The sequence below is a fragment of the Pseudomonas saponiphila genome (assembly GCF_900105185.1).
In the GTDB taxonomy this organism is placed as follows: Bacteria; Pseudomonadota; Gammaproteobacteria; order Pseudomonadales; family Pseudomonadaceae; genus Aquipseudomonas; species Aquipseudomonas saponiphila.
On sequence record NZ_FNTJ01000002.1, the window covers coordinates 1,418,727 to 1,445,214 of the forward strand.

Below are 26,488 nucleotides of genomic sequence, written 5' to 3' on the forward strand. Positions count from 1 at the left end.
CTACTTGCTCCGTCCAATCAATTGCAGGAATTCCTGGCGAGTGGTGCTCGAGTCGCGAAAGGCGCCGAGCATCACCGAGGTGTGCAGGGTGGAATTCTGTTTCTCGACGCCGCGCATCATCATGCACATGTGCTTGGCCTCGATCACCACCGCGACGCCGGCGGCCTGGGTTACGTTCTGCACGGCGTCGGCGATTTCCCGGGTGAGATTTTCCTGGATCTGCAGGCGCCTGGCGAACATGTCGACGATGCGGGCGATCTTCGACAGCCCCAGCACCTTGCCGGTGGGAATATAAGCCACATGGGCCTTGCCGATGAAGGGCAGCAAGTGATGTTCGCACAGGGAATACAGCTCGATGTCGGCGACTATCACCATTTCATCGCTGTCGGAGGCGAACAGCGCGCCATTGACGATGCCCTCCAGCGACTGGCTGTAGCCGTGACACAGGTACTGCATGGCTTTGGCTGCGCGCTTGGGAGTGTCGAGCAAACCTTCGCGCTCGGGGTCTTCGCCCAGATCCTTGAGGATCTCGCGGTAGTGCTGGGGCAGGGAAAGGCTCATGCATGGTCCTCACGGGGCCGGCTTACTTGATGTGTCGCCCGCCGTTGACGGTCAGGGTGGTGCCGGTGACATAGGGGTTGTCCAGCAGGTAGCGCAGGCTCTGGTAGATCACTTCGCTGCCGGGTTCGATGCCCAGCGCGGATTTGGCCAGGGTCTTGGCGCGGTACGCCGCGTCGTCGTCGGGATTGAACAATAGCAGGGCCGGAGCGATGCCGTTGACCTTGATGGTCGGGGCGTATTTCGCCGCGAAGGACAGGGTCAGGCTGTCCAGCCCGGCTTTGCTGGCGCAGTAGGCAATGTGCTTGCTGCTGCCTTTGCGGGTCACGTCGTCGCTGATGTGGATGATGTCCGCCGGGCTTGAGCGCTGCAGCAACTCTGCGCAGTGCAGGTTGATTAGGTAGGGCGCGAGCATGTGCACGCTGAACATCCGGGTAAAGGCGGTGCTTTCCTCGCCCGGGCTTTCTTCCAGCCACTCCGAGGCGTTGTGGACGATGGCGCGCAGGCGGTCGGTGTGGTTTTTCAGCTCGCTGATCAAGGCCAGGATTCCGGCTTCGCTGGACAGGTCGGCGAACAGCAGGGTCGCGCCTTTCTCACGCAGGGTTTCAAGGCCGGGGCGCAGGCTGCGGTAAGTGACGATCACCGGCTGTCCGTCTTCCAGCAGGCGCAGTGCGCAATGCAGGCCGACACGCTGGCTGGCACCAGTGATCAGGATCGGGGCGGGGGAGGCGTTCATGGAGGGCTCGCGTCGCGGGTAGGGGGAAACTATACCAGCGAGGGGCGGACCTGTGCCTGCAGGCAACGGGCTGGCCAGCTCCTGCGGTCGGCGCGAATGTTGCGCGTGGCGCTGTAGGAGCCGGCTTGCCGGCGAATCACGGATTCTGCGTCGAGGCGGCGCTCGGCAATGCGCGCGCCGGTGTGCTGTTGAGCCAGTTGGCCAGCAGGCGGGTGGACAGCGGAATGAAGAAATAGACCATCAGCGGGGTCAGCGCCAGGGTGCTGACAAACACCCGGGGCAGCAGGCTCAGATCACCGAGCAAGGGGCCGAGGACAAAGTTGAACAGCAGCGATACCGGGAAGAACGCCAGCCAGATGGCCACGGCCTGCTTCCAGCGTGGCGGCCGCTGTCCGGCGCCGCCGAACCAGCCGTCGATGCCACTGACCCGGTGCTCCGAAGGGTGGGCGAACAGGTCGCTGCCTCGGGCCAGCCAGGCGGTACGCGAGGCGGAGTGCTCCCAGGTGTGCAGGGTGTGTTCGTCGGCAAAGCGGAAGATGATCTGGAATTCGTCATCGTCGGGCGGTGGTGCAAGGACACCGGAACCCAGGTAGCCGGGAAAGTCGGTGGCCAGTTGTTCGCCTTCGCGCAGCCAGGCGATCAGGTCCTGGTAACGGCCGTCGGCAACGCGCCGGGCAACCATCAGGGTGACGGGTGAGGTAGACATTATGTATCTCCGTAAAACCAATGCGCTGCCTGGATAAGGCAGGCGCTTGACGTGGCTCCGGGGTAGTGGGCCGCGCCTGAAACAAGCAAGGATTATTCCTGATTGGCTGTGCGGGACCAACGACGCTGGTCGGTTTTTCCCAGGCTTGAAGCATTTACGCTGGGGAAGAGTAGAATGAGCGCCACTTTGTTTACCGGTGTGTTCTCCTCCAGATGCCCGTCATGACTGAACTTGCCCCTGTCACGCCCGCCCCTGACCCTGTCGCTCAGGACGAGTTGTTTCCGATTCGTGAGGTGGCGCGCCTGACCGGCATCAACCCGGTGACCCTGCGGGCCTGGGAACGACGCTACGGTCTGATTCAACCTACGCGCACCGAAAGCGGGCATCGCCTGTATTCCATGCACGATGTTGAGGCGGTGCGGGAGATTCTGGGCTGGATCGAGCGCGGCGTGGCGGTGAGCAAGGTCGGCAAGATCCTGGCCAAGAACCGCGCTGTCCAGGCGCAGGGCAAGGCGCCGCTGGACGATGCCCTGCAAGGCGAGTACGGCCAGTGGCGCGATCAGTTGAAGCTGGCGGTGAGCGCCTTCGATGAAGAGCTGCTGGAGCGTCTGTACGGGCAGATCTTTTCCAGTTACGCCCTGCCGGTGGTGTTCCAGGACATCTTCCTGCCGTTCTGGAAGCAGTTGCTGCAGGTGCGGGACGGTTTTGGCCAGACCAGCGAGTGGCTGTTTCTGGACGGTTTCCTGCGTGCGCGGATCACTCAGCGTCTGTTGTTGCAGCGGGCCGGGCAGAGCCGGCAATTGTTGTTGACGGCGCTCAACGAACAATGTCGCGAGCTGGAACTGTTGGTCGCGGCGCTGATGCTCGGGCATGACCAGCTCGGTGTGCGCCTGCTGGGACCGGGGGCGCCCCTGGAGGAGCTGACCCTGGTCTGCGAGAAGCTTCAGCCCGTGGCTTTGGTGGTGTTTTCCAATCATGCGCCCACCGCGGAACTGCCCAAGCGTCTCCAGCGCCTGGCACTGACCCTGGATTGCCCACTGATGCTGGCCGGAGATGCGGCGGACCTGGCGCAGGACAGTCTCAGCGGTTCGCCGGTGGCCTGTCTGGGTAATGAGGGGCGCCTGATGCAAAAGCGCTTGCGGCAGTTCCTCAGCGGCCGCTTGGATACCTGAAACCGCCGTTGGCCGCCCTCAAGCGTGCAGGGCCGGATGGCTGTGGCGGTGCTCCTGGAGGATGAACTGGCGCAGGCGCTCGGTTTCTTCCACATCACGCTGATCCAGGCGATAGGCGTAGAAACCGGCTTCGGTCTGGCGCTCGAAGCGCCCATGCAGGGCAATCCGCTCATACCCCGAGGGGCTGAACCACTGGGCGAACTGCTTGGGCGGCCGGGTTCGGTTGCGGATCTCAAGCAACACGCCCTTGAACGACACTTCCCGTACCCACAGGCGCCCCGGCTGGCCCTTGGCGTTTTCCAGGGCCACCGGCTCTTCCAGCGCCAGGCGCCAGGGCCGGACCATGGGCCCGTCTTCGAAGATGCTCGGCACCCCCAGGCGCAGATGCAGGGCATGGAACTCGTCTTCCACCAATTGCAGGGGAAAGGTCATCTGCTGGTTGTCGAAGTGCGCCTGGATGGTGAGCTTTTCATTGGCGGCCAGGCGAGTCAGCAAGTCACGGATCTGCGAGCCGCCATTGACCATCAGGCTGGATGTGCTGTCGCGCACATTGAGCTGCGGGTTGTGCTGCATGGTCCGGATGAAATCCAGTTCATCCTGAGTGAGGAGGGCGTCACGCTGCATGATGTTGCTCGAAGGGTGGAGTACAGATCGGCGGGGAATATCCCTACAGACCACGAAAGATGGATTTTATTAGTGCCCGTCGGTCGCCTTGAGCGCGGCCAGTTCGGCCTGGGCGGCGTCCAGCTGTTGTTCCAACTGGAGCAGACGCTGCTGAGCCTTGATCTGTGCGCTGACATCCTTTTGCACACCGATGAAATAGGTCAGCTGATCGCTGTCGTTGAACACTGGAGTGATCGACAGCTCGTTCCAGAAGTGGCTGCCGTCCTTGCGGTAGTTGCGCAGCACCTCGCGGCACGGCTGGCCCTTGCCCAGGGCCTGGCGAATCCGCTCCAGCCCCGGCTGGTCACGGTCACCCGATTGCAGGAAGCGGCAATCCTGGTACAGCACCTCGTCGGCGCTATAGCCCGTCAATCGCTCAAAAGCCGGGTTCACGTAAATCACGATGTTGTCTTCGCCTTCCTGTTCCGCGACCACAATCCCGTCGTTGGAGGCGTCGATCATCCGTTGCAACAGATGCGCGTTGATCATCCCGAAGTTCCGCTATCGATCAGTAGGTGCTGGATTCTAAGACATGCTGGCACGCTGTCCACTGGGGCTCTCCAGAGGCGTGGGATGCCAGGAAGGGGATTTTACTCCGTAGCTGGTAATATCCCAGTCTTTTAGTCAGCTTCAGGAACAGATTGATGAAAGTCGCCATCCTTTCCGGCTCGGTCTATGGCACGGCTGAAGAAGTCGCCCGGCACGCCGCCAAGCTCCTCAACGCTGCAGGCCTGGAGGCCTGGCACAACCCACGGGCCAGTCTGGCCGAGCTCCAGGCCTTCGCGCCGCAGGCGTTGCTGGCGGTGACCTCGACCACCGGCATGGGTGAACTGCCGGACAACCTGCTACCGCTGTATTCGAGCCTTCGCGATCAGTTGCCCGCCGCCTGGCGCGGGCTGCCGGGGGCGGTAATCGGCCTCGGCGATTCCAGCTATGGCGATACCTTTTGCGGTGGCGGTGAGCAGATGCGCGAGCTGTTCGCCGAACTGGGCGTGCGCGAAGTGCTGCCGATGCTGCGCCTGGACGCCAGCGAGAGCGTGACCCCGGAAACCGACGCCGAGCCCTGGCTGGCCGAGCTGATCAGCGCCCTGCGGGACTGACCGGCTGTTCCCGCAGCAGCGCGAGCCAGGCTTGCGCTGCCTTGGACAGATAAGCGCCCTGGCGCCAGATGAAGGCGATATCCCAACGCAGGTAGTCCGGCGCCTTGAGTGTCAGGCGCACCACCCCCGGCCGCACCAGGCCGCGGGCCACCACGCTGGGCAGCAACACCACGCCTTGTCCCGCGGCCACCAGCGCCGCGAGAAAATCCGCCTGACCACTGCGCCCGCCCTCCTTGGGGGTGAAGCCCACCTGCTGGCAGGCCTGGAGCAAGCGGTCGTTGAGCACAAAGCTGCGCTGATAGAGGAGGAAGGGGGTATCCGCCAGTTCCTCCAGGCGCACCTGGGCGTTCATCGCCAGGGGATGATCGGCGGGCAGCAGGGCATCCAGCGGTTCATCGCAAAAGGGCTGATAGGCAAACGCCGGGTCCTTGGGGGTCAGGCTGCCGCCCAGTTCCAGTTCGCCATTGCGCACCGCCTGCTCGACATTCAGGCTGCCGCCTTCGAGCAGGTGCACCTGAATGTTCGGATAGCGCCGGCGGTACTCGGCAATGCGGCTGGCGAACAGCGCGTCGCTGCCCAGCAACGGCAGGCCCAGGCGCAGTTCGCCCCGGGCCAGTTGACTCAGGTCGTCCAGTTCGCTGAGCAGTTCATGGCGCAGGCGCAGCATGCCCTCGGCCCGTTGCAGCACCACCTGGCCGGCGGCGGTGAGGTGAATGTGCGAGCCCTGGCGCTCCAGCAGGGGCGTGCCCAGGCTCTGTTCCAGCTGAGCGATCTGTTTGCTGACGGCGGACTGGCTGATGTGCAGGGTCTTGGCCGCCTGGGTGAAACCGCCCTGGCGCATCACTTCGACGAAGCTGCGCAGTTGTTTGAAATCCATGGTGGTGATTCCAGATTGGAATGGTTTCGAGTCTAACAATTCGCTTCGGTGATGCGGGGGCTTTTCATAAAATAGCCCCCTGAGAGGACCTGACCCCATGAACATTTCCACCTGTAAACGCCTGAGCCGCCTGATTTACGAACTGGCAGTGCTGCTGGCCATCTATTTTCTCGGTTGCCAACTGGCCACCTGGCTGCCCTGGCCGATTCCCGGCGGGGTCATCGGCCTTGGCCTGTTGCTGCTGGCCTTCGCCCTGGGCTGGGTCAAGCCGGCGGCGCTGCAACTGGGGGCTGGCCTGCTGATGGCAGAGATGCTGCTGTTTTTCATCCCGGCGCTGATGAGCCTGCTGGATTACGGCAGCCTGCTGCGTGAGGACGGTTGGCGGATCCTGCTGGTGATCGGCGTCAGCACCTTGCTGGTGATGCTGGTGACCGCACTGACCGTGGAGTGGGTGTGCCGCTGGAGAATGCGCCATGAGGCTTGAGCTGATGCCGATGTTCTGGCTGGCCCTGACCCTGGGGGCCTATCTGTTCAGCCGCTGGATCTATCGGCGCACCGGGCGCTACCTGCTGTCGCCGCTGATCCTGGTGCCGGCCCTGTTGCTGGCGATCGCCGTACCGCTGCACACCGCCTACGCCGAATACGCCGCCAACACCCATTGGCTGATGCTGGTGCTGGGGCCGGTGACCGTGGCCTTTGCGATTCCCATCTGGCAGCAGCGGCAACTGCTGATGCGCCACTGGTCGGCCCTGCTGCTGGGCATGCTGGCGGGCAGCGCCGCGTCCATCGGCAGTTCCTTCGGTCTGGCGAGGATGCTGGCCCTGGACAGCTCGGTGACGCTGTCCCTGGTGCCACGTTCCATTACCACGCCGTTCGCCATGCCCCTGGCCCATGACCTGGGCGGCGTGCCCGAACTGACGGCGGTGTTCGTGATGTTCACCGGGGTGTTCGGCGCCATGCTTGGCGGTGTGCTGCTGCGCTGGCTGCCCTTGCGCAGTGCCCTGGCCCGGGGCGCCCTGTTTGGGGTGGGGGCCCACGGTGCCGGGGTCAGCCGGGCCCATGAAGTCGGCGGCGAGGAGGGCTCCGTGGCCGGGCTGGTGATGGTGCTGACCGGGCTGTTGAACCTGTTCGCCGCCCCTTTGCTGGCGTCGGTGCTTTGACGTGAAAACCGCGGGCCAGAGCCTTTTTTCTGGCTGACCCGCTCGGTCATCAAGCTGGCTGGCAATGCAACTCCGCCAGCGCTCCGGGCTGTCTAGACTCTGAGGGTCCTCTTCCTCCAATAAGAACTGTCACCGAGGTCCTTGCCGTGAGCCCAGCCCCCGTTCAATCGACAGCGAGTGTGAAAAACCAGGTCAGCGCTATCGAGTGGCAAACCCGCCTGGACCTGGCCGCCTGCTACCGCCTGGTGGCGATGCATGGCTGGGACGACCTGATCTTCACCCACATTTCCGCCAAGGTGCCGGGCACCGAAGATTTTCTGATCAACCCGTTCGGCATGATGTTCCACGAGATCACCGCCTCCAGCCTGGTGAAGGTCGATCAGGCCGGCAACAAGTTGATGGACAGCCCCTACGAGATCAACCCGGCCGGCTACACCATTCACAGTGCCGTGCATGCGGTGCGCCACGATGCGCTCTGTGTGCTGCATACCCATACCGCTGCCGGGGTCGCCGTGTCGGCGCAGAAGCAGGGCGTGCTGCCCATCAGTCAGCAGTCGCTGTTTGTCCTGTCGAGCCTGGGCCATCACCCCTATGAAGGGGTGGCCCTGAACCCCGAGGAAAAGGTCCGGCTGCAGGCCGATCTGGGAGACAACAACTTTCTGCTGCTGCACAACCATGGCTTGCTGACCTGCGGCGCCAGCATCGCCGACACCTTTCTGATGATGTTCATCTTCCAGCGTGCCTGTGAGATCCAGGTGCTGGCGCAAAGTGGCGGCGCCGAGCTGATGGTCATTTCCCCAGCGATCCTGAGCGGTGCCAAGGCGATGATCGCCGGGGTCACCCGCAGTGCCCAGGGCATGGGCGGGGTGCTGGCCTGGCCGGCCCTGCTGCGCAAACTCGATCAACTCGACCCGGGTTATAACGTCTGATGCCTATTGCCGAGATTCCTCTTTCTGTCTGGCGCAAGCACGGCAAGGACTTCGAGTTCCGCGGCCAGCGCATTCGCTACTGGGTGGCGGGGCATGGCGAGCCGCTGCTGTTGATCCATGGTTTTCCAACGGCCAGCTGGGACTGGCATTACCTGTGGCAACCCCTGGCGCGGCGTTATCAGCTGATCGCCTGCGACATGCTCGGCTTCGGCGACTCGGACAAGCCCCTGGAGCATGAGTACAGCCTGCTGGAACAGGCGGACTTGCAGCAGGCGCTGCTGGCTCATTTGCAGGTTCGCCAGGCGGTGCACCTGCTGGCCCATGACTATGGCGACAGCGTCGCCCAGGAACTGCTGGCCCGGCACTATGAACAGCGAATCGCCATTGCCAGCTGCGTGTTTCTCAATGGCGGCCTGTTTCCGGAAACCCATCGCCCGGTGCTGACCCAGAAGCTCCTGCTCAGCCCACTGGGCTGGATGCTTGGGCGGGCCTTCAGCCGTCATGGCCTGGCGAACAGCTTCCGGCAGATCTTCGGCCCCCAGACCCGGCCCAGCGAGTCGGTCCTGGACGACTTCTGGAGCCTGGTGCACAGCAACAACGGGCCGCGCATCCTGCACAAGTTGATCGCCTATATCCCCGAGCGGCGGCTGCAGCGCGAGCGTTGGGTCAGTGCCATGCAACGCGGCGAGGTGCCGCTGCGGGTGATCGACGGCGCCCAGGACCCGATTTCCGGCGCGCACATGGTGGAGCGCTATTGCCAGCTGATCCCCGAGCCGGACACCGTGCTGCTGCCAGGCATCGGCCATTACCCGCAGATCGAGGCGCCGCTGCCGGTGCTCAAGCATTACCTGGGCTTTCGCGACAGGCTGCCTTCACCATCGCGTCAGGCCGTGGGCTCCTGAGCGCCAGGGCCGCGCCGTGGTCCCTTGGCGCAGCCCGCTCTTGAGCGCTCGGGGCAATTATCCCGCTGTCTTATTGCGCACCATTCAGGTCCGGACGCTTTTATTGTGACCGCCGCCCGGCTGCCTGACACTCGACCCATAGTCCATTGGCCCAGCTGGAGTTCGGTATGAGTGAATCTGTGCGCTTGCAAGACAAAGTAGTGATCATTACCGGAGCCGGCGGCGGCCTGGGTCGGGCCCATGCATTGCTGTTCGCCAGGCACGGGGCCAAGGTGCTGGTCAACGACCTGGGAGGCTCGGCCCAGGGAGAAGGCGCCAGCGCCTCGGCGGCCGATAAGGTGGTGGCGCAGATCCGCGAGGCCGGGGGCATCGCCGAGGCCAACCACGACTCGGTCACCGATGGCGACAAGATCGTGCAGAACGCTCTGGATGTGTTCGGCCGGGTCGATGTGCTGGTCAACAACGCCGGCATCCTGCGGGACAAGACCTTCCACAAGATGGACGACAGCGATTGGGACCTGGTGTACCGGGTGCATGTCGAAGGGGCCTACAAGGTCACCCGTGCCGCCTGGCCGCACCTGCGGGACCAGGCCTACGGGCGGGTGATCTTCACCAGCTCCACATCGGGCATCTACGGCAACTTCGGCCAGTCCAACTACGGCATGGCCAAGCTCGGCCTGTACGGCCTGACCCGGACCCTGGCCATCGAAGGGCGCAAGAACAACATCCTGGTCAACGCCATTGCCCCCACCGGTGGCACGCGGATGACCGAGGGGCTGATCCCGCCGCAAGTGTTCGAGCAGCTCAAGCCGGAACTGGTGAGCCCGCTGGTGGTGTACCTGGGCAGCGAGCAATGCCAGGAAACCTCCGGCCTGTTCGAAGTGGGCGGCGGCTGGATCGGCAAGGTGCGTTGGGAGCGCAGCCTGGGCGTCGGTTTCGATCCGCGCCAGGGTTTTTCGCCCGACGATGTGGCGGCGCACTGGCAGCAGATCTGCGATTTCGAAGGGGCGGCCCATCCCAACGACAACATCGAGGCGCTTAAGCAGATGATGCAGAATCTGCAAAAGTACGCCCTCTGACGCTGCGCGAAGCTGGGTGGTCCGGCGGGCACTCTTTCCAGGCTTGAAAGCAGCCATTCAATGATCCGCCGGAGCCTGGGCTGCGGCGGTTTTACTCCTGTGGCGTTCGTCTCTATGCTCGACGGTTGGCGAACGCACAAGGAGCGCTTGAGATGTATGAATCAAAGGATCAGCCGGTACTGTCGCGACTGCTGTTCATCCGCCGGCTGTGTGTTCACGGCCTGGTGGTTCTGGCCCTGATCAGCTTTTCGGTGTTGCTGGGCATCAGCGGCCTGCTGTACTTCGAGCAGGACATTTCCTTTCACGACGCCCTGTATGACGCGGCCATGATCCTCGGCGGCATCGGGCCCATCAACATGCCGCAAACCCCTGGCGGCAAGCTGTTTTTTGCTACCTACGGGCTTTACACCAACCTGGTTTTCGCCGCCACGCTGGGCTTGATCCTGTCACCGGTGGCGCATCGCCTGTTGCACAAATTTCATTACGACGAAGGTGATGACGACAGGTTGTAAGTTCCGCCTGGCCGTTGTCTTGCGCGCATAAAAAAGGCCGCTGCAAGCGCAGCGGCCAAAGCAAGACGTTAGATCAAGGAGCTACAAAATCAACGTCGGTGAACCTGGTGTCGCGACCTGAATTCAAACCCTTCAAGCCGCCTGGAAACTGATTCGGGGAACCCGGGTGCCGGGCACTTCCCATGGCAGTGGCGTGGCGCTGTTTGCCGTGACTGCGAAGCAAGAATAAGCCCTGGCCCGCCTGGGAAAAATAGCGATTCAGGACAAGGACTGTTACAGCCTGAGCAACAGTTCGAAGTGGTCGCCCGGGAACTGGATCGACGCCCCTGATGAGGCCGTATCCAGCCCATGGATAGGCCGCTGAAGCGCCCCTGAGGCAAGGGCATTCATCCTTTCGAGCGACAACGCGAATACCTCCTTGGTGCGCTTATCGGCCGAGGTACCCCGGCAGTAGGGTGACTTCTCCTGTCATTCACCGGGGAAGACGCATGACAAAAATAACAATGCGCGCCATCTTCACACCGCAGGCGTTGGCCGCCGCGGTGGCGCTGGGCTGCTGCAGCCAGGTGCAAGCGGTTTCGTTCAACATCGGGGAAATCGAAGGGCAGTTCGACTCGTCGCTATCGGTCGGCGCCAGCTGGGGCATGCGTGATGCCGACCGGGCGTTCGTCGGTACGGTCAACGGCGGCACCGCGCAGTCTTCAACCGGCGACGATGGCCGCCTGAACTTCAAGAAGGGCGAAACCTTCTCGAAGATCTTCAAGGGCCTGCATGACCTGGAGCTCAAGTACGGCGACACCGGGGTCTTCGTGCGCGGCAAGTACTGGTACGACTTCGAACTCAAGGACGAAGACCGCGAGTTCAAGCCCATCAGCGACCACAACCGCAAGGAAGGCGCCAAGTCCTCGGGGGCGCAGATTCTCGACGCCTTCGTCTACCACAACTATTCCATCGCCGACCTGCCAGGCACCGTGCGCGCCGGCAAGCAGGTGGTCAGCTGGGGCGAGAGCACCTTCATCGGCAACTCCATCAACAGCATCAACCCGGTGGACGTCTCGGCCTTTCGCCGCCCTGGCGCCGAGATCAAGGAAGGCCTAGTGCCGGTGAACATGCTGTTCGCTTCCCAGAGCCTGACCAACCAGCTGACCGTCGAGGGCTTCTATCAGCTGGAGTGGGACCAGACCGTGGTGGACAACTGCGGCACCTTCTTCGGCAACGATGTGGTAGCCGATGGCTGCACCACCGGCTACACCGTCGGCAACCCGGCGATCGCGCCCCTGCAACCGGTCGCCGCGGCGTTTGGCCAGGGCTTCCAGGTGTCCCGCGAGGGGGTGATCCTGCCCCGCGGCGGCGACCGCGATGCCCGTGATTCCGGGCAGTGGGGCGCCGCCTTGCGCTGGCTCGGCGACGACACCGAGTACGGCCTGTACTTCATGAACTACCACGCTCGCAGCCCGGTGGTCAGCACCACCACGGCCAATGTGCGTCCGGCGACCCTGGGCGCCATTGCCGGGGCTGCCAACGGCATCGTTCCCGGCTCTGGCAGCGGCCTGGTGCAAAGCGTGATGCTCGGCCGTGGCCAGTACTACCTCGAATACCCCGAAGACATCCGCCTGTATGGCGCCAGCTTCTCCACCACGCTGCCCACCGGCACCGCCTGGACCGGCGAGATCAGCTACCGTCCCAACGCCCCGGTGCAGGTCAACACCAACGACCTGACCCTGGCCCTGCTCAATCCGATTGCCGGCGGCGCGGCGTCGCCGATCAAGACCGCCCTGGGCGCCGACAACACCGGCTACCGGCGCAAGGAAATCACCCAGATCCAGAGCACCATGACCCAGTTCTTCGATCAGGTGCTGGGGGCCGATCGCCTGACCCTGGTGGGCGAAGCGGCGGTCGTCCACGTCGGCGGCCTGGAAGACAAGAGCAAGCTGCGCTACGGCCGTGACTCGGTCTACGGCCAGTACGGCTATGGCGGCGATACCGGCGGTTTCGTCACCGCCACCTCCTGGGGCTATCGGGCCCGGGCGATCCTCGACTACAGCAACCTGATCGGCGGGATCAACTTCAAGCCCAACCTGTCCTGGTCCCATGACGTCAACGGCTACGGTCCCAATGGCCTGTTCAACCAGGGGGCCAAGGCCCTGAGCGTCGGGGTCGATGCCGACTACCGCAATACCTACACCGCCAGCCTCAGCTACACCGACTTCTTTGGCGGGCGCTACAACACCCTCACCGACCGGGATTTCCTCGCGTTGAGCTTTGGCGTGAACTTCTGAACCGGCACAAGAAGGAGCACTTGAATGCGCAACATGATTCTGCAATGCAGCGCCCTGGCACTGGGCCTGTGGGCGGCCAACCTGATGGCCGCGGTGAGCCCGGAAGAAGCCGCCCAACTGGGCACCAGCCTGACTCCCATAGGGGCGCAAAAGGCCGGTAATGCCGATGGCTCGATCCCGGCCTGGAACGGAGGCATCCCGAAGAACGCCGGAGCGGTGGACAGCAAGGGCTTTCTCGCCGACCCGTTCGCCAATGAAAAGCCGCTGTTCATTATCACCGCGGCCACGGCGGACAAGTACAAGGACAAGCTATCTGCAGGGCAGTTGGCGATGTTCAAGCGTTACCCCGACAGTTACCGGATCCCGGTCTACCCGACCCATCGCAGCGTCGGCCTGCCGCCGGAGATCTACGAGTCGGCCAAGCGCAGCGCGCTGAACGTGACCACCACCAATGACGGCAACGGCCTGGCCAACTTCACCGGCAACCGCTACTACGCCTTCCCGATTCCGAAGAACGGCATCGAGGTGCTGTGGAACCACCTGACCCGCTATCACGGCGGCAACCAGAAACGCATCATCACCCAGGTCACCCCGCAGACCAACGGCAGCTACACCTCGATCCGTTTCGAGGAAGAGATCGCGGCGCCGCCGATGATCCCCGATCTGGATCCGGCCAAAGCCGCCAACGTGCTGAACTTCTTCAAGCAGTCGGTGACCGCCCCGGCGCGGCTGGCGGGCAACGTGCTGCTGGTCCACGAGACTCTGGACCAGGTCAAGGAGCCACGTTCGGCGTGGATCTACAACGCCGGCCAGCGCCGCGTGCGGCGGGCTCCGCAAGTCGCCTACGACGGTCCGGGCACCGCCTCCGATGGGATGCGCACCTCGGACAACTTCGACATGTTCTCCGGCGCGCCCGATCGTTACGACTGGAAGCTGGTGGGCAAGAAGGAGATGTACATCCCCTACAACAGCTACAAGCTGGACTCCCCGAGCCTCAAGTACGACGACATCGTCAAGGCCGGGCATATCAACCAGGACCTGACCCGTTACGAGCTGCACCGGGTCTGGGAAGTGGTGGGCACGGTCAAGCCGAACCAGAGGCATATCTACGCCACCCGGCACATGTACATCGACGAGGACAGCTGGCAGGTGGCCCTGGTGGATCACTACGACGGTCGTGGCCAACTGTGGCGGGTCGCCGAAGGGCACGCGCAGTACTACTACGACCACCAGGTTCCGGCCTACACCCTGGAAGCCCTGTATGACCTCAACGCCGGTCGCTACCTGGCCCTGGGCATGAAGAACGAGGAAAAGCACAGCCTGGAATTCGGCTTCGCCGCCAAGGCCGCCGACTACACCCCGGCCGCCTTGCGCGCCAGCGGGGTACGCTAGGCACGGGTGACGCACGAGGTTGAAAGGCGACCGCCCGGTCGCCTTTTTTATGGCAGGGGATCAGCCCGCTGAATACTTCTTCAACAGGTCGGGAGCTCGGGGCTAGGGTGGGGGCACGCTGGCTAAAACTATAAAAAGGCTCGCCGCAATGACTGCCATGACTCGTTGTCCAGAGCGTCCCGGGTTCATGCCCCGTTTGTCTTCCCATCATTCTCCACGCCGCCATTTGAGTGCGCCCCTGCTGCTCTCCAGCGCGCGGGTCAAGTTGTTGTGCGCCCCCGCCGGCAGCGGCAAGACCGCGCTGCTCAGCGAATGCCTGCAGCAGGCCCCGGAGGGCTGCCGAGTCATCTGGTTGCCCCTGGGCGGCGCGCGGCAGACGCCCGAGGAGTTGTGTCGCGCCCTGGCCTCGGCCCTGGGCCTGGCCGCGGCCGAGCCGGCTGCGCTGCTGGCTCATCTGGCCCATTTGCCGGCCTCGACCTGGCTGTGCATCGATGACTATTGCCGGTTGCCGGCGGCCGATCTGGACCTGCTGCTGGACCGTTTGCTGAGCGTCGACAACCCCGGGCTCACCTGGTGGATCGGCAGCCGCCGCCGGCCTCAATGCAACTGGCCACGACTGTTGCTGGACGACCAGCTCTACGAATTGGACGGCGGCGCCCTGGCGTTCAGCCAGGACGATATCGAGCGCTTGCTGCAACGCCTGCCGCAGCCTTTGTGCGCCCAGACCGCCAGCCGCGTCCTGCAGCGCAGCGGTGGCTGGTGCGCGGGGGTACGTATCGCCTTGCTCGACGGCAGCGAGTGGGTCAGCCAACCCTGCAAGCCCGGGCGCCCCAACACCTTGCTCGAATACCTGGAGCACGAGCTGTTCAGCGTGCTGCCGGCGGAACTGGCGGAAGTCTGGCAAGTGCTGGCCCATATGCCGCGGTTCAATGCCGAGCTGTGCGAGCACCTGTTTGGCGCCGGAGAAGGGGCCCAGTACCTGCGTACCCTGCAGGACCTGGGCTGCTTTATCGAACCCTGGGAAGGCGGTGGCGACTGGCTGCAGGTGTTCGCGCCCCTGGCCCGGCTGATGCGCGACGAGGCCTGGCCCACGGCACGCTCCTGGCATCGCCGGGCCTGCCAGTGGTTTACCGTGCAGGAGGATTGGCAGTCGGCCTTTGAGCAGGCGCTGTTGGCGCAGGAGTTTGAAGTGGCGGTCAGCCTGCTGGAGCACTTCAACTTCGAGTTTCTGTTCCAGCGCCACAATGGCTTGCTGTTGTTGCAACTGCACGAGCGCCAGGGCGCCGAGCTGTTGCTGGGCAGTCCGCAGTTACTGGGGCTCTTGGCGGCGGCCATGCTGTTTGCCGGGCGTTTCGAGCAGGCCGGGCAGTGCATGGCGCAGATGGCTCGTTTCACGCCGCAAGCGTCGGCGGCCGAACAGCGGCAGTTGCTGGCCCGCTGGCAAGCGCAGCAGGGCTGGCTGTTGCATCTGGGCGGGCGCATGGAGGCTGCGCGGCAGCACTTTCGCGAAGCCTTGAACGAATTGGACGACAGCGCCTGGACCATCCGCTTGCTGTGTCTGTCCGGCCTGACCCAGCAAGCGTTGCTGTGTGGCGAGCTGGACGTGGCTCAGTCCCTCAATCGGCAAGCCCTGTGCCTGGCTCGGGCCCAGGATGCGCTGTTGTTCGAGGGCCTGCTGGAACTCGACCATGCCCAACTGCTGGAACAGCGCGGCGCGCCGCATCGGGCGCAGAGCCTGCTGGAGCAGGTGCTCGAGCGCTTGTCCGGGCAAGCGCTGCGGGCCACGCCCTTGCTGGGGCGCCTGGCCTTGCGCCTGGGGCGTCTGGCCTTGCGCCAGGGACAGGACCCGCAAGCGGCCGGGTATTTTCGCCGGGGTCTTGAGGATTGCCTGGTCAGTCATGACAAGTGCGCCTTGTATGGCTTTCTCGGTGAGGCGCAGTTGGCGGCCAATCAGGGCGACTACGCCCAGGCCTTCGTGCGCCTGCGAGACGCCGAGCGGCTGATGCAGCAACGGCAGATCCCGGACAGCGTCTACCGTGGTGTGCTGTTGCAGGTCAGCAGTCAACTCTGGCTGCAGCAGGGGCGGGCGGATCTGGCGCACGAAGCCCTGAGTCGGGTGCTCCGGCATTATCGCGGTCCCCAGGCACTGCAGGCGCCACCGGCCAGTCTGGAGCTGATCCCGAGTATCGAATGCCTGCTGGTGCTGGCCGAGGTGCATCTGGGACGGCCCCAGGCAGCGGTGGCCACGTTGCAGGAGCTGCTGGCCCGGGCCCGGCGCCACGGCATGCTGGGCCTGGAGGTCCAGGTGCAGCTGGTTTTGGCCGAGGTGGCCTTCAGGCTCGGCGATCAGGTTCTGGCGGCCCAGGCCCTGCAGGCCGGGCAGGCATTGGCGGCGCGCTGCAATCTGCCTCATGCGCTGCACGAGTTGCGCCTGCGGCAGCCCGGCTTGTTGCCGCCAGCCGACAGCCCGCCGGCCATGGCGGCCCAGGCGCCGCCTGAAAGTCACGAGAACCTGCTCAGCCTGCGGGAGCTGCAGGTGCTGCAATTGATTGCCCAGGGCTGCTCCAACCAACAGATTGCCGAGCAGTTGTTCATCTCTCTGCACACGGTGAAGACCCACGGTCGCAGGATCCACAGCAAGCTGGGGGTGGAGCGGCGCACCCAGGCCGTGGCCAAGGCCCAGGCCCTGGGGCTGATGAGCTGAGGGAGCCGCTTACTCGGGCTGGGCCTGATAACCCATGCGCCAGCTCACGGCGGCGCTGGCCGCCAGCAGGCGCTGGGCCGCCGGTCCATGTTCATCGGCGTGAAACAGCGAAGTCGGTCCCACCACGGTCAGCACGGCGGCGATCTTGCCGGTGGCATCGAATACCGGGGCCGACAGCGCATCGACCCCGGGCATGAGCAGGCCGTGGACATGGTGCAGGCCGCGCTGGCGAATCTGTTGTGCCAGTGCATCGTGAACCTGGGGATCGGCCAGTGCATGGGGCCCGCCGCTGGCCAGTTCCTGCTGACGCAGATCGAGGGTTTCCCGTTGTGGCAGGTAGGCGTTGAACACCAGGCCGGTGGATGAACTGAGCAGCGGCAGCACTGAACCCAGTTGAGTGACCACGGTCACCGCCCGTACTGCCGGTTCGATGTGCACCACGGTCGCACCCTGATTGCCCCACACCGCGAGGAAACAGGTTTCGTTCAGTTCATCGCGCAGTTCCGCCAGGGGCAGGGCGCCGACCTTCAGCACATCCATGCTGCCCAGGGCCGCCAGGCCGACCCGCAGGGCCTCGCGACCCAGGCCGTAATGATTGGTGGCGGTGTTCTGCTCGGCAAAACCGCTGGCGATCAACGCCTGCAGATAACGGTGGACCTTGCTCGCCGGCATCTGCACATGTTCGGCCAGGCGCGAAAGAGAAGTGGCCGGTGACAGTTCCGCCAGGGCCTTGAGGATGTCGGTGCCGACTTCGGCCGAGCGGACTTTCTGTTTACCGGTGCTGTCGCTGGTGCTGCGCGGCTTTTCCATGGAGGTGTCGGGGTCCCGTGACAAGTGGCGGTCTTTATAGCTTGACGCTCATAGGCAATCAAATTACGTTATGCGTAATTGGATTACGATAAAAACAACCCAGGCGTGCCGATAACTCTTGCGAAGGAGTGGTGGGCCCCTGCCTATTCCAACTTCCAGGAGGCTCCATGAACCTCGATTCTTCGGCGTCGGCCCTTCGCTACCAATCGGGCTTCGGCAATGAATTTGCCAGCGAGGCCCTGCCGGGCGCACTGCCCGTTGGCCAGAACTCCCCGCAAAAAGCCCCTTATGGCCTGTACGCCGAACTGTTTTCCGGCACCGCCTTCACCATGACCCGCAGCGAAGCCCGACGCACCTGGATGTACCGCATCCAGCCTTCGGCCAAGCACCCGGCTTTCGCCAAGCTGGCGCGGCAACTGGCAGGCGGCCCGCTGGGTGAGGTCACGCCGAACCGCCTGCGCTGGAGCCCCCTGCAGATTCCAGGCGAGCCCACCGACTTCATCGACGGCCTGGTGGCCATGGTGGCCAACTCGGCGGCGCAGCATCCGGCCGGTATCAGCGTCTATCACTATCGCGCCAACCGCTCGATGGAACGGGTGTTCTTCAACGCCGATGGCGAACTGCTGCTGGTGCCGGAACTGGGCCGCCTGCGCATCGTCACCGAGTTGGGCGTGCTGGAGCTGGAACCGCTGGAAATCGCCGTGCTGCCTCGCGGCCTGAAATTCCGCGTCGAGCTGCTGGATCCGCAAGCCCGTGGCTACGTCGCCGAGAACCATGGCGCGCCACTGCGCTTGCCGGACCTCGGGCCGATTGGCAGCAACGGCCTGGCCAACCCCCGCGACTTCCTGACGCCAGTGGCTCATTACGAAGACCTGCGCCAGCCCACTACGCTGGTCCAGAAGTACCTGGGCGAGCTCTGGGGCTGCGAGCTCGACCACTCGCCGCTGAACGTTGTCGCCTGGCACGGCAACAACGTGCCGTACAAATACGACCTGCGTCGTTTCAACACCATCGGCACGGTCAGCTTCGACCACCCGGACCCGTCGATCTTCACCGTATTGACCTCGCCCACCAGCGTACCGGGCCTGGCCAACCTGGATTTCGTGATCTTCCCGCCGCGCTGGATGGTGGCCGAGAACACCTTCCGTCCACCATGGTTCCACCGCAACCTGATGAACGAGTTCATGGGCCTGATCCAGGGTGCCTACGATGCCAAGGCCGAAGGCTTCCTGCCTGGCGGCGCGTCGCTGCACAGCTGCATGAGCGCCCACGGCCCAGACGGCGAAACCTGCACCAAGGCGATCAACGTCGAGCTGCAGCCGGCAAAGATCGACAACACCATGGCCTTCATGTTCGAAACCAGCCAGGTGCTGCGCCCGAGCCAGTTCGCCCTGGAATGCCCGGAACTGCAGAACGACTACGATGCTTGCTGGGCCTCGCTGCCCGTCACCTTCAACCCGAATCGGAGATAACCCATGACCTTGCCCACCATCACCCGTAGCTGGGTCGAGTCCGCCAACGGTCACCCCGACTTCCCGTTGCAGAACCTGCCGCTGGGCGTCTTCAGCACCCAGGGCTCGGCGCCCCGCTGCGGTGTGGCCATCGGCGAACAGATTTTCGACCTGGAAGCGGCGCTGGATGCCGGGCTGTTCGAGGGCCCGGCCAAGGCCGCGGCGCAAGCCACCCGCGGTGGCCAGTTGAACGCGTTCTTCGAACTCGGCCGCCCGGCTCGTGTAGCTCTGCGTGAACGCCTGCTGGAACTGCTGGGCGAAGGCAGCAGCCTGCGCGCCAAGGTCGAAGCCCTGGGCTCGAAGCTGCTGCCGCTGGCGGCCGATTGCCAGATGCACCTGCCGGCCAAGATCAGCGACTACACCGACTTCTATGTGGGCATCGAGCATGCGCAGAACGTCGGCAAGCTGTTCCGCCCGGACAACCCCCTGCTGCCCAACTACAAGTACGTGCCCATCGGTTATCACGGCCGGGCCTCGACCATTCGGGTTTCCGGTGCCGACGTGCGTCGGCCCAAGGGCCAGACCCTGCCGGCCGGGCAGACCGAGCCGAGCTTCGGCCCCTGCGCCCGTCTGGACTACGAGCTGGAGCTGGGGATCTGGATCGGCCAGGGCAACCAGATGGGCGAACCGATCGCGATTGGCGATGCCGCCGAGCACATCGCCGGTTTCTGCCTGCTCAACGACTGGTCGGCGCGGGATATCCAGGCCTGGGAATACCAGCCGCTGGGCCCGTTCCTGTCGAAAAGCTTCATCACCAGCATTTCGCCCTGGGTGGTGACCGCTGAAGCCCTGGAGCCGTTCCGCCAGGCCCAGGCGCCGCGTCCGGAAGGCGACCCGCAACCGCTGCCATACCTGCTGGACAAGCGCGATCAGGCTGCTGGCGGCTTCGATATCGAACTGGAAGTGCTGCTGATCACTCAGGCCATGCGCGAGCAAGGCTTGCCGGCCCACCGCCTGACCCTGAGCAACACCCAGTACATGTACTGGACCGTGGCGCAGATGGTCGCGCACCACAGCGTCAACGGCTGCCAGTTGCAGGCGGGCGACCTGTTTGGTTCGGGCACCTTGTCCGGTCCGCAGAGCGGTCAGTTCGGCAGCCTGCTGGAGATCACCGAAGGCGGCAAGAAACCCATCGAGCTGGCCTCCGGCGAGGTGCGCAAGTTCCTCGAAGACGGCGATGAAATCATCCTGCGCGGGCGCTGCCGCCGCGAGGGCTTCGCCTCCATCGGCTTCGGCGAATGCCGGGGCACGGTCCAACCGGCGCGCTAAGGGAGAGCCCCATGCAGCTCTATACCTACTACCGTTCCACCGCGTCCTACCGGGTGCGCATTGCCCTGGCCCTCAAGGGCCTGGAGTTCCAGGCGATTCCGGTCAACCTGCTGGTACCCAAGGGCGGCGCCAACCGCCAGCCGGAATACCTGGAGATCAACCCCCAGGGGCGGGTGCCGGCCCTGCGCACCGACGACGGCGACCTGCTGATCCAGTCCCTGGCGATCATCGAGTACCTGGAAGAGCGTTATCCACAGGTGCCGCTGCTGTCCGAGGACCTGGCCAGTCGTGCCCGGGAACGGGCGGTGGCGGCGATCATCGGTTGCGACGTCCATCCGCTGCACAACTCCAGCACCCTCAACCTGCTGCGCGAATGGGGGCATGAGGAAGAGCAGTTGCTGGTGTGGATCGACCACTGGATCAGCCAGGGCCTGGCGGCTCTGGAACAGCTGATCGGCGATCAGGGCTTCTGCTTTGGCGAGCAGCCGGGGCTGGCCGATGTGTTCCTGATTCCCCAGCTGTACGCGGCGGAGCGTTTCAAGGTGTCCCTGGAGAACTACCCGCGGATTCTCCGGGTCGCGGCCCTGGCTGCCGAACACCCGGCGTTCCAGGCCGCGCACCCGGCCAACCAGCCGGACACCCCGGCCTGAGCCTGCGCGCGGCCCCGGCATACGGGGCCGCGCGGCATCTGCATCACCCAGGCCCCGCAATGAGGCCTGAGCGGTCACCACCGGTGACCTGGGCAACACCGCAGTCCATAACCATAAAAAACCGAACAGGTACCTTGCGATGCAAAATCAGCTTGCCAGCTTTCGTGCTGCACTCGACGCCCGCCCGGTGTCCCGCTACCAGTGGTTGCTCCTGTTGCTGCTCGCCTTGCTGTTGGTCACCGACGGCTACGATGCCCAGGTCCTGGGGTATGTGGTGCCGGCTCTGGCCCAGGACTGGGGCCTGGAAAAGGCCGCCTTCGGCCCGGTATTCAGCGCCAACCTGCTGGGCCTGACCCTGGGCTCCCTGGCGGTAACGCCCCTGGCGGACCGTTTTGGCGTGCGCCGCATCCTGCTCTGTTGCGTGCTGATCTACGCCAGCCTGACGGTGCTGATGGTGTTCACCCGTTCCCTGGAAAGCCTGATGGCGGCGCGTTTTATCTGCGGCATCGGCATGGGCGGGGCGATGCCCAGCGCCATGGCGCTGATGTCGGAATATTCACCGCCACGCCTGCGCACCCTGATGGTCACCCTGGCGGCTTGCGGTTTCTCCTTTGGCGGTGCTGCCGGTGGTTTTGTGGCCGCCGGCTTTATCGAACGCTTCGGTTGGCAGGCGGTGTTCCTCGCCGGTGGCATCACGCCTTTGCTGTTGTTTCCTTTCCTGCTCTGGCGCTTGCCCGAATCGCTGCCGCGCCTGCTGCGGGATGCGCCGCCCTATGCGCGCCTGCGCAAGCTCACCGCGCAAATGCTTCCGGGCTGGCAGCCGCCGGCTGCCGAGTTGGGCCGCGACGAAGCGCAGGCGGACAGCCAGCTCACGGTGTTGGAACTGTTTCGCCACGGCTATGCGCGGCCGACCCTGCTGATCTGGTCGACCTTTTTCGTCAGCCTGATCCTGCTGTACTTCATGATCAGCTGGCTGCCGACGCTGCTGCTGGAGAGTGGCCTGGCCCTGAAGCAGGCCAACCTGGTGACCTCGATGTTCCTCTTCGCAGGCACCCTCGGCGCGATCTGCATGGCCTGGGTCGCCGACCGCCTGAAACGCAAGGTGCGCCTGCTGGCGGCGGTGCTCGCGGCGGCTGCGCTGTGCACCGTGCTGTTGGGGCTGAACCACGACAATCCGCGCTACCTGGTGCTGTTCGTGTTTGCTGCGGGCTTTTGCATCATTGGCGGCCAGCTGACCCTGAACGCCTTTGCCAGCAACTTCTACCCGGCCCAGGTGCGCGCTACCGGCACCGGCTGGGCCTTGGGCGTCGGGCGTTTCGGGTCGATCCTCGGCCCGCTGTTCGGCAGCATGCTGCTGGCGATGCAGGTTCCGGTGCAGCAGATTTTCTTCTTCTGTGGGATTCCGGCGCTGCTCGCGGCGCTGCTGATCATGCAGGTGCGTTCGCCGCAGGCGCCGGACTCTGGCGAAGCGGGGCCGGCCGCGCCACGCTCTGCGCCACTCAAGTCCTGAAGCCGCTCAGCGTGCCAGATGCTTGATCATCGGCACGCACGCCAGGGTCAGGCCCCGGGGCGATTGGTACTGGGCGATGCGCTCGCCGACGAAACCGCAGCGACGATAGAAGTCGGCGGCATTGAGGGTCGAGTCCAGGATCAGGTGCGACAGGCCGGCTTGCAGGGCCTGTTGTTCGAGGTAGTCCATCATCCGGCGGCCGATTCCGCGGCCCATGCAGGCCGGGTCGACGAACACCGCGTCGACCTGTCCGGTCTCCAGGTCGAGCAGGCCGCTGGCGGTCACCTGGTTGTCGATGACCGCGACATGGCCGGTGTTCGCCACCACCTCGATGAAGTAGTCCGACAGTTCGCCACGGGTCCAGACCGCCAGGTCCGCTTCGGGATAGTGGCCGACGCACTGGTGGTTGATGGCCTGGTTGCGAATGTCGAAGACCCGCTGCGCGTCGCCGCTGTGAGCTTTTCTGATGAGCATGCTGATTCCGTTCCTTGGTGTGAGCCGCCCATCCTGCCAGAGAGCGGTCCGGGACACGATCAGTGGACCACGGTATTGGGCGGCAGGTGCCCCAGGCGTTCGGTCAGGCGCAGGCGCTGGATCGGGTCGTCGCTGAGCAGCAGGGCGTGTTCCAGGTCGAAGCGTTCGGCATTCGGGCATTCCAGGCGCTGGTAGAGGCTGGCCCGGGCCAGGTAGTCGGCGGCGCTGCCATTGCCCAGCTCCAGCACGCGCTCGGCGTTGATCAGGGCTCCCAGGTGGTCGTCGTAGGACAGGTGCAACTGGCGCAGGTTGCGCGACAGGCGCTGGAACATCTGCGTGGGCTCGGCGCTGACCAGGTGTTCGGCACTGAGCTTGATGTGGGCACCGTATTGGCGTTGCAGCAGTTCCCGGCAGTCGGCGGGGTACAAGCGGCGTCCGCCGCAAGGGTCCAGCAAATGATCGGCGCCGGGCACCCGCAGCAGGAAGTGCCCGGGGAAGTTCACCCCCACCATGGGAATCTGCAGCCGTTGCGCCAGCTCCAGGGCGATCAGCGCCAGGGCCAGGGGCTGCCCGCGGCGCGACTCCAGGACCTTGTCCATCAGCGCCGCCTGGGGCCGCAGGGGCAGGTGTTCGTCTTGCTGGAAGCCCAGGTCGTTCATCCGGCGCAACAGCGGCTGGCCCAGTTCGTTCGCGGGTAGCGGAGGCAGGCTATGGCCGATCTGCAACTGGATCTCCTTGAAGGCTTCCAGCTGGCGTTCGGGGACCAGCTGCGGTGCATGTTCGGCGGCAATCCACAGCGCCGCTTCCAGCAGAGCGGGCGGCGAGCGATGCAGGCAGGCGAAAAAAGCTTGGCGCGGGTTCATCACGATCTCCGACGGATGCCCCGTTTTAGCCTCGTGACGAAGCTTCGTCCAGTGTTGAAATGCGTGGTAGCAGGTTATTTCCCAAAGCCTGCTAATCCCTCGGGCTTATTCCTGCGTGGCGCAGCAAATTCCAGGCGCAAGCCTATACTGGCGACTACAAGAAGTGATTCGGGAGCCCGTCGATGTTTGCTCTCATGCACAGCACCCGCCTTGAATCGCTGCACCTCAGCGTCGACCCCAGCACCGGGTTGAAGGCAGTGATCGCCATCCACGACAGCCGCCTGGGGCCCGCCCTCGGCGGTTGTCGTTATCTCGCCTATCCCGACGACATCAGTGCCGTGACGGATGCCGCGCGCCTGGCCCAGGGCATGAGCTACAAGGCCGCGCTGGCTGGCCTGCCCCAGGGCGGCGGCACCGCGGTGATCATCCGTCCGGCCCATGTGGAAAGCCGCGCCGCGCTATTCGAAGCATTCGGCCGTTGCGTCGAGCAACTGGACGGGCGCTACATCACCGCCATCGACAGCGGCACCTCGGTGGCCGACATGGACTGCATCGCCCAGCAGACCCGCTACGTCACCAGTACCACCGCCGCGGGGGACCCGGCTCCACATGCGGCCATGGGGGTTTTTGCCGGCATCCGCAGCACCGCCATGGCGCGCCTGGGCAGTGACAATCTGGAGGGCTTGCGGGTCGCGATCCAGGGCCTGGGCAATGTCGGTTATGCCCTGGCCGAACAGTTGCACGCCGCCGGTGCTGAATTGCTGGTCAGCGATATCGATGCCGGCAAGGTGCAACTGGCCATGGAGCAACTGGGCGCGCATCCGATCGCCAACGATTCACTGCTCAGCACCCCCTGCGACATCCTTGCCCCTTGCGGCCTGGGGGCGGTGCTCAACAGCCTCAGCGTGGCGCAATTGCGCTGCTCGGCAGTGGCCGGTTCGGCCAACAATCAACTGACCAACCTGCAGGTCGCCGATCAACTGGAGCGGCGCGGGATTCTCTATGCGCCAGACTACGTGATCAATTCCGGCGGCCTGATCTATGTGTCGCTCAAGCATCAGCACGTCGAGCTGCCGGTGATCACCGCGCACCTGTCGAAGATCAGCCAGCGGCTGACGGAAATCTTCGCCCACGCCCAGGCGGAAAAGCGCTCTCCGGCGCGAGTGGCCGATGAACTGGCGGAACGGGTGCTGTACCGCTAGGCATGCATGCCTTAACCCTTGGCCAGGCTCTGTGTACCATCCGGCAGCGAAGTGCCCACTGACAAGGAATCTATTGACGATGCGTGAAGCGCTGGAGACCGGGCTGGACGAGCAGTTGTCCTGCCTGTTGCGGGCGGGGGGCGGACATTCAGCAGGTTCGCGATGTTCTTGTGGCGTACCGGGACAAGGGCTTTTGCGCAGAGGCCGTGTACAACCATCTGGCGTCACTCCGGCCTGGCGCATCAGAGGGGGTGGAAGACCGAATTCTGGAAGCCATGGATATCGCATCAGGCTTTTGTTCCGCAGGCTCCAGGGTCTGGGACGTCGCGCAATGACAGCTCCAGATCCAGCCCCACCACTGACTGGCTACTCCATCAGGCAACTGCAGTTGTACGCTGCGGAATGCCTGGCGGTTTATTGCGAACGAAAAGGCATTGCTCACCCCTCCATCGATGACTTGATAAAGCACCTTGAGGGCTACCCGCCAAAGGGTGATCTAACTGCGTGGGAGAGCGCCGGGGCGCGGTTGGCACTCAATGGTCGCGGAGATGATTGGCCCCAGGAACTTGTCGCCTTGATAGCGCCTGAAGAGGTCGAGGCGTTCTCCTGCATCGTTGAAAGCGCAGTTGAGGTGGGAATGGTTGACCTGTATGGCGACTCAACTGATATGCCCCTGACCTTCATGCGCAAGATCACTTCCCTGCTGCGTCGCAACGCTATCGAATTGCCTGATCCGCCAGGGGCGACAGCGCTTCAACCGGCCACCGCACAAGTGCCACTCTTGCCTTCGCAGGCATGAAAAAAGCCCTGTGCCACGGGGCGCAGGGCTTATTCAATTCGCGTGAAGCCTATTTCGCGGCCTTGGCCGCTTTCGCCGGTTTGGATGGCGCCTCGGCTTCGGCAGGTTGCTGCACTTCAGCGGTTTCAACTGTTTCCACTGCGGGCGCGGGGGCGCTGAGCAACTCGGACAATGCATCCGGCTGGCTCTTGAACGCCTTGGCGAACACATCGCGGTTCTTCGCCATGTAGATCCCGGCTTCTTCCACCTGCTGCTCGCTCAACGACGGCACGGCTTTTTGCAACACTTCAGCCAGCAATTCAGCCAGTTCGAGCATTTTGTCATGACGGTCAGCTTCGGCTTTATCCATGAACAAGCGCTCCAGATCTCGGCTGCTGCGGTATACCACTTCGACGGCCATTCACCACCTCACATGCCTTCACGATAATGGGTCTGTACAAGTACTGTATCTATATACAGGTCGAGAGGATAGGCGAATCCTTTTCCCTTGGATAGTGGCTTTTTAATGTAGACGGAATTTTTTTCCCGGGGTCGATTGTTACCGGGCCGTGCCTCGTTGCGGGCGGCCACCATCTCATTGACGGCTCCTGGCCTTTTTTCTGCATGCAGAACAACCGTCACGTCCAATCCG

At 64.2% G+C, this 26,488-nt stretch carries 27 protein-coding genes and 1 pseudogene; 17 read left to right on the top strand and 11 right to left on the bottom strand.

The genetic code is table 11. From position 1 onward, the window contains the following. From folE to BLV47_RS28330, 3 genes are all read right to left on the bottom strand, one after another. A complete protein-coding gene (folE, locus tag BLV47_RS28320) occupies window positions 1-561 on the bottom strand; it encodes a GTP cyclohydrolase I FolE (RefSeq protein WP_092319676.1) in 561 nt (186 codons plus the stop codon). Between the two features lie 22 nt (window positions 562-583). Continuing rightward, a complete protein-coding gene (gene folM, locus BLV47_RS28325; RefSeq protein ID WP_092319678.1) occupies window positions 584-1,294 on the bottom strand; it encodes a dihydromonapterin reductase in 711 nt (236 codons plus the stop codon). 136 nt (window positions 1,295-1,430) lie between these two features. Further along, window positions 1,431-2,000, bottom strand: coding sequence for a putative antibiotic biosynthesis monooxygenase (locus BLV47_RS28330; RefSeq protein WP_092319680.1), 570 nt, complete (start codon window positions 1,998-2,000; stop codon window positions 1,431-1,433). A 212-nt stretch (window positions 2,001-2,212) separates the two neighbouring features. Between BLV47_RS28330 and BLV47_RS28335 the strand changes: the two genes are divergently transcribed. Further along, a complete protein-coding gene (locus BLV47_RS28335; protein WP_092319682.1) occupies window positions 2,213-3,172 on the top strand; it encodes a MerR family transcriptional regulator in 960 nt (319 codons plus the stop codon). An 18-nt stretch (window positions 3,173-3,190) separates the two neighbouring features. Here the strand turns inward: BLV47_RS28335 and BLV47_RS28340 are convergent, their stop codons facing one another. Together BLV47_RS28340 and BLV47_RS28345 are read right to left on the bottom strand one after the other, a co-directional pair. Further along, window positions 3,191-3,796 (bottom strand): hypothetical protein, encoded by a 606-nt coding sequence (locus BLV47_RS28340; RefSeq protein ID WP_092319684.1) that lies wholly within the window; start codon window positions 3,794-3,796, stop codon window positions 3,191-3,193. A 69-nt stretch (window positions 3,797-3,865) separates the two neighbouring features. Then, on the bottom strand, window positions 3,866-4,324 hold the full coding sequence (locus tag BLV47_RS28345) for a PAS domain-containing protein (RefSeq protein WP_092319686.1): 459 nt from the start codon (window positions 4,322-4,324) through the stop codon (window positions 3,866-3,868). A 155-nt stretch (window positions 4,325-4,479) separates the two neighbouring features. Here BLV47_RS28345 and BLV47_RS28350 point away from each other — a divergent pair, with 155 nt between their 5' ends. Next, window positions 4,480-4,935: a flavodoxin gene (locus BLV47_RS28350; protein WP_092319688.1), complete on the top strand. Its 456-nt coding sequence runs from the start codon at window positions 4,480-4,482 to the stop codon at window positions 4,933-4,935. On the opposite strand, the gene BLV47_RS28355 is transcribed toward BLV47_RS28350, so the two are convergent. Then, the gene (locus BLV47_RS28355) at window positions 4,916-5,812 is read right to left on the bottom strand and encodes a LysR family transcriptional regulator (RefSeq protein ID WP_092319690.1); all 897 of its coding nucleotides are present in this window, start codon (window positions 5,810-5,812) and stop codon (window positions 4,916-4,918) included. The two genes, BLV47_RS28350 and BLV47_RS28355, sit on opposite strands and share 20 nt — an antisense overlap. Window positions 5,813-5,909: 97 nt before the next feature. On the opposite strand from BLV47_RS28355, the gene BLV47_RS28360 reads away from it, so the two are divergent. The 9 genes from BLV47_RS28360 (at window position 5,910) to BLV47_RS28400 (ending at window position 16,769) form a co-directional block, all read left to right on the top strand. Then, entirely contained in the window at window positions 5,910-6,296 is a 387-nt protein-coding gene (locus tag BLV47_RS28360) for a CidA/LrgA family protein (RefSeq protein ID WP_092319692.1), read from the top strand. Then, the gene (locus BLV47_RS28365) at window positions 6,286-6,972 is read left to right on the top strand and encodes an LrgB family protein (RefSeq protein WP_092319694.1); all 687 of its coding nucleotides are present in this window, start codon (window positions 6,286-6,288) and stop codon (window positions 6,970-6,972) included. The genes BLV47_RS28360 and BLV47_RS28365 overlap by 11 nt, the downstream gene beginning before the upstream one ends. Window positions 6,973-7,118: 146 nt before the next feature. Beyond that, window positions 7,119-7,901 (top strand): class II aldolase/adducin family protein, encoded by a 783-nt coding sequence (locus BLV47_RS28370; RefSeq protein WP_092319696.1) that lies wholly within the window; start codon window positions 7,119-7,121, stop codon window positions 7,899-7,901. Next, window positions 7,901-8,803, top strand: a complete 903-nt coding sequence (locus tag BLV47_RS28375; RefSeq protein ID WP_092319698.1) for an alpha/beta fold hydrolase — start codon at window positions 7,901-7,903, stop codon at window positions 8,801-8,803. Before BLV47_RS28370 ends, BLV47_RS28375 begins: the two co-directional genes overlap by 1 nt. Before the next feature lie 167 nt (window positions 8,804-8,970). Further along, window positions 8,971-9,882 carry an SDR family oxidoreductase gene (locus tag BLV47_RS28380; protein ID WP_092319700.1) on the top strand — a complete coding sequence of 304 codons (912 nt, stop codon included), beginning with the start codon at window positions 8,971-8,973 and terminating at the stop codon, window positions 9,880-9,882. Window positions 9,883-10,034: 152 nt separating this feature from the next. Next, entirely contained in the window at window positions 10,035-10,394 is a 360-nt protein-coding gene (locus BLV47_RS28385) for a hypothetical protein (protein WP_060837582.1), read from the top strand. 488 nt (window positions 10,395-10,882) lie between these two features. After that, on the top strand, window positions 10,883-12,673 hold the full coding sequence (locus tag BLV47_RS28390) for a DUF1302 domain-containing protein (protein WP_092319702.1): 1,791 nt from the start codon (window positions 10,883-10,885) through the stop codon (window positions 12,671-12,673). A gap of 24 nt (window positions 12,674-12,697) precedes the next feature. Beyond that, window positions 12,698-14,065, top strand: coding sequence for a DUF1329 domain-containing protein (locus tag BLV47_RS28395; RefSeq protein WP_092319704.1), 1,368 nt, complete (start codon window positions 12,698-12,700; stop codon window positions 14,063-14,065). Between the two features lie 148 nt (window positions 14,066-14,213). After that, entirely contained in the window at window positions 14,214-16,769 is a 2,556-nt protein-coding gene (locus BLV47_RS28400; protein ID WP_092319706.1) for a helix-turn-helix transcriptional regulator, read from the top strand. Between the two features lie 9 nt (window positions 16,770-16,778). Here the strand turns inward: BLV47_RS28400 and BLV47_RS28405 are convergent, their stop codons facing one another. After that, entirely contained in the window at window positions 16,779-17,579 is an 801-nt protein-coding gene (locus tag BLV47_RS28405) for an IclR family transcriptional regulator (protein WP_092319708.1), read from the bottom strand. A gap of 167 nt (window positions 17,580-17,746) precedes the next feature. On the opposite strand from BLV47_RS28405, the gene hmgA reads away from it, so the two are divergent. From hmgA to BLV47_RS28425, 4 genes are all read left to right on the top strand, one after another. After that, window positions 17,747-19,051, top strand: coding sequence for a homogentisate 1,2-dioxygenase (gene hmgA / locus BLV47_RS28410; RefSeq protein WP_092319711.1), 1,305 nt, complete (start codon window positions 17,747-17,749; stop codon window positions 19,049-19,051). A gap of 3 nt (window positions 19,052-19,054) precedes the next feature. After that, window positions 19,055-20,359, top strand: a complete 1,305-nt coding sequence (gene fahA, locus BLV47_RS28415; RefSeq protein ID WP_092319713.1) for a fumarylacetoacetase — start codon at window positions 19,055-19,057, stop codon at window positions 20,357-20,359. Window positions 20,360-20,370: 11 nt separating this feature from the next. Next, window positions 20,371-21,009 (top strand): maleylacetoacetate isomerase, encoded by a 639-nt coding sequence (maiA, locus tag BLV47_RS28420; protein ID WP_092319715.1) that lies wholly within the window; start codon window positions 20,371-20,373, stop codon window positions 21,007-21,009. A 139-nt stretch (window positions 21,010-21,148) separates the two neighbouring features. Continuing rightward, window positions 21,149-22,519, top strand: coding sequence for an MFS transporter (locus BLV47_RS28425; protein ID WP_092319717.1), 1,371 nt, complete (start codon window positions 21,149-21,151; stop codon window positions 22,517-22,519). A gap of 6 nt (window positions 22,520-22,525) precedes the next feature. Here the strand turns inward: BLV47_RS28425 and BLV47_RS28430 are convergent, their stop codons facing one another. Then, a complete protein-coding gene (locus tag BLV47_RS28430) occupies window positions 22,526-22,993 on the bottom strand; it encodes a GNAT family N-acetyltransferase (protein ID WP_092319719.1) in 468 nt (155 codons plus the stop codon). A 59-nt stretch (window positions 22,994-23,052) separates the two neighbouring features. Continuing rightward, window positions 23,053-23,856 carry a SirB1 family protein gene (locus BLV47_RS28435; protein WP_092319721.1) on the bottom strand — a complete coding sequence of 268 codons (804 nt, stop codon included), beginning with the start codon at window positions 23,854-23,856 and terminating at the stop codon, window positions 23,053-23,055. Window positions 23,857-24,038: 182 nt separating this feature from the next. On the opposite strand from BLV47_RS28435, the gene BLV47_RS28440 reads away from it, so the two are divergent. Both BLV47_RS28440 and BLV47_RS28450 read left to right on the top strand, forming a co-directional pair. After that, a complete protein-coding gene (locus BLV47_RS28440) occupies window positions 24,039-25,058 on the top strand; it encodes a Leu/Phe/Val dehydrogenase (RefSeq protein ID WP_092319723.1) in 1,020 nt (339 codons plus the stop codon). Between the two features lie 388 nt (window positions 25,059-25,446). Beyond that, a complete protein-coding gene (locus BLV47_RS28450; protein ID WP_244168961.1) occupies window positions 25,447-25,857 on the top strand; it encodes a hypothetical protein in 411 nt (136 codons plus the stop codon). Between the two features lie 145 nt (window positions 25,858-26,002). Here BLV47_RS28450 and BLV47_RS28455 read toward each other — a convergent pair. Both BLV47_RS28455 and BLV47_RS35795 read right to left on the bottom strand, forming a co-directional pair. After that, a pseudogene (locus tag BLV47_RS28455) lies at window positions 26,003-26,257 on the bottom strand (YebG family protein); the annotation flags it as partial. 8 nt (window positions 26,258-26,265) lie between these two features. Further along, window positions 26,266-26,484 carry a hypothetical protein gene (locus tag BLV47_RS35795; protein WP_143038321.1) on the bottom strand — a complete coding sequence of 73 codons (219 nt, stop codon included), beginning with the start codon at window positions 26,482-26,484 and terminating at the stop codon, window positions 26,266-26,268. Window positions 26,485-26,488 lie beyond the last annotated feature (4 nt).